The 3,425-nt window shown below is 31.7% G+C and carries 1 protein-coding gene and 1 tRNA gene; both read left to right on the plus strand.

Annotation, left to right across the window (positions count from 1 at the left end):
* Positions 1-89: 89 nt before the first annotated feature.
* Positions 90-164: transfer RNA gene (locus HGI79_RS22180), tRNA-Asn, on the plus strand.
* 306 nt (positions 165-470) lie between these two features.
* Positions 471-2,552, plus strand: coding sequence for an EAL domain-containing protein (locus tag HGI79_RS22185; protein ID WP_185652841.1), 2,082 nt, complete (start codon positions 471-473; stop codon positions 2,550-2,552).
* Positions 2,553-3,425 lie beyond the last annotated feature (873 nt).

A 3,425-nucleotide genomic window follows, 5' to 3' on the forward strand; every position in this document is an offset into this window, starting at 1 on the left:
CATTCCGAACACGACGGTTAAGCTTCACAGTGCTGATGGTACTGCAGGGGAGGCCCTGTGGGAGAGTAGGTCGCTGCCAGGTCAATTGTTCCGTGGTAGCTCAATGGTGGAGCATTCGGCTGTTAACCGAAGGGTTGGAGGTTCGAATCCTCTCCACGGAGCCATTTTATTTTTTGAATATAAAATAATTAAGTATAAATAACACAAAAACTCTAACAAATTTCAATTTTATGTTGAAATTTGTTAGAGTTTTTTTACTTTTGTTATAAGATTGCAATAGGATAAAGAGAAATTTACTATAAATATTAAAAAATTTTTAGTAGTATTTTTCTTATTATTAGATATAAGATAATAAATATTTGTTATATAATAATATTATATAACAAATATTTATTATATTTAATTAATGCTATATTTTTAAAGTAGCCATATCACCTTTTGGAGTAAAAGAAGGGAGAAATAAAAAATTTATGATTGAACAAATATTCGAGAAAAAAAAGCCTCTCATCCTTGTAGTAGATGATTCCACATTTATTCGGTCCACATTTCGAAACTTTTTAGAAGAAGAGGGGTATGAGATTATAGAGGCTAAAAATGGTATGGAAGCTCTTTATCTATTTGAAGAGCTAAAACCGGATATTATTTTAATGGATTACGTAATGCCTGGAATTAGTGGTGTTACTACTTGTGCTAAATTACAAGAATTGCCTGGTGGTAACCATACTCCTGTGATTATGGTTACTTCTCTTGAAGATGAAAATTCTGTGAATTTAGCATTTGAGGCTGGAGCTACTGATTATATAAGTAAACCAATTAACTGGGCAGTTTTGCGCCAGCGTTTAAATAGATTAATTCGAGCAAGAAATACAGAGAAAATACTCCAACAAAGTGAAGCCTTTGCCCGTTCTATAATTGATCATGCTGTTGAGGGTATAGTAACTATAGATATTGAAGGGATAATAAGATATGTTAATCCTTCAGTGGAAAAAATCTTTGACTATACGTCTAAGGATATAGTAGGAGAAAGTATTAGCATAATCTTTCCAAAGTTAAGTTATAATGATTTAATTTATCTTGAAGCTGAAGAAAAGTTTATCAATACAAATAGAGAAGTAATTGGTCATAAGAAGGACTGCTCTACAATACCTATTGAACTTACAATAAGTAAATTTAATGTAGATGAAAAGCCATATTTCACCATGATGATGCGTGATATTACAGAACGAAAGCGCTATGAAGAAACAATTAAATATCAGGCTTTTTATGATTCTTTAACAGGGTTACCAAACCGTCTTTTATTAAAAGAACGTATTGCTATTGAAATTTCTCGTTATAAGCAGACTAATGAGAAACTTGTTGTAATGTTCCTTGACCTAGATAGATTTAAGCTTATTAATGATACCCTAGGCCATGATATTGGAGACAAACTATTAGAAGAAGTCGCAAAAAAATTAAAAGGTTGTATTAGTGGGGATGCTACTATTGCCCGTATAGGGGGCGATGAGTTTGTAATTTTGCTTCCAGGACTGATTCATGAGGAGAATGTAGGCCAAGTAGCTAATAGAATTCTTCAGGTCATCAGGCAACCAATTATAATTGAAAATCATGAACTGTACCTGACTATTAGTATTGGAGTTGCTATTTATCCTGATGATGGTGAAGACGGTGAAGCCTTGCTTACAAATGCTGATGTTGCTATGTACCGTGCAAAAGAACATGGGAAAAACAACTTCCATCTTTATACTGCCGCTTTGAATGCTAAAGCTCTTGAGAGATTAACATTAGAAAATAGTTTGCGCCGAGCTTTGGAATATAAAGAATTTGTAGTTCATTATCAACCGAAAGTAAATGCTAAGACAGAGGAGATAATTGGCATGGAGGCTCTAATACGGTGGCAGCATCCTAACTGGGGGCTAGTTTCTCCACTAAAATTTATTCCTATAGCTGAGGAAACAGGATTAATTGTGCCTATTGGTGAATGGGTATTGTATACAGCTTGTGCTCATAATAAATCTTTACAAAATGTCGGATTTCCACCTGTGACTGTTGCAGTTAACCTTTCATCTCGTCAATTTGAATTACAGGACTTGACAAAGATAGTGCTAAAGGTATTAGAGGAAACTGGATTAGAACCTCAATACTTAGAATTAGAAATTACAGAAAGTATTGCAATGCAAAATATAGAACATACTCTAAAGACAATTAGTAAGTTAAGAGCTATAGGAGTAAAGTTTTCAATAGATGACTTTGGTACTGGATATTCCTCCTTAAGTCAACTAAATAACTTTGCTGTAAATAAGCTAAAAATTGATAAGTCTTTTGTAGAGAAGGTTGGTGGAAATGAAGATAACTCAATAATTGCTTCAACTGTTTTAGCTTTAGGAAAAAGCCTTGAACTGATTGTAGTTGCTGAAGGTGTAGAAAATCAAGAACAGGTTAACTTTTTTAAGCAAAATAATTGCGATGAAATGCAAGGTTATTTTTTTGGTAAACCTATGTCTAGCGAGGCTTTTCAAAACTTCTACTCTGAAAAACTCAAAAATCAAGGATAAGATTTGGTGTTATAGAAAATGTAACATAAAAAAACCTAGTGATATCTACAAAGCCTAGGTTTTTTAATGTTCATAGGTATAAATTAGCCTTATTTTTGTATGAGATAAAATTATATAAGTAGATAACAATAAAATTAATCCAGAAAATAAAAGACGAATACCCACAAGGTATTCGGGACTAAAGAATTCCTGTTAGAAAAAATTCTGTTCTAAAGCAAGTTATATGATCGCTTATAAGAATAGTTGGTATTCTTTCATCTATTCTATTAATGATAATATATATAATTCTGACATAAACTCTTTTTGTCTCGATAACATCATCATAATATAATTTTCTGACCAGAGATTGACTTATTATTAATAATTGAGTGTTTTATATTGTTCGATTATATTGTTATCAGTTATATTTCATACACATATTATATCAATGAGTGTTACGAAGTCAACGAAAGAAGAAATAAACTATGCCTGTCGTGTCACTATGTATAATATAAAGTATTCTATAGGATACTTTAGTATTAATGAGATAATATTATCTAGTGAGATTTTTTTATTTACAACATATTGTAGAAAGATGATATGATAACATTCGTCGCTGAGATAGTGGCAAATAATCAAGTGAAAATTTCTAGTCAAAAAAGTGTTGACAAAGATCTAGTTCACATGATAGTATATAAAAGCTGTCAACCACATAATAAATTACTCAATAATGCAACTGCAAGTTGGTAATAAATTACTAGTTGACGAGCTGAAAGAAACATGATAAGATATAAATCCAGTCGCAAATAAGCGACACGATCTTTGAAAATTAAACAGAGTGAGATAAGAAAAACTTATCTATTAAATAAACCAGCAATTCTTTTGAGCTACTAG

It is taken from the genome of Clostridium sp. DJ247, assembly GCF_014231265.1.

What these genes read in the sequence shown, in the direction of transcription:
- HGI79_RS22185 (WP_185652841.1), top strand. Translation starts at nt 471, where the DNA reads ATGATTGAACAAATATTCGAGAAAAAAAAGCCTCTCATCCTTGTAGTA.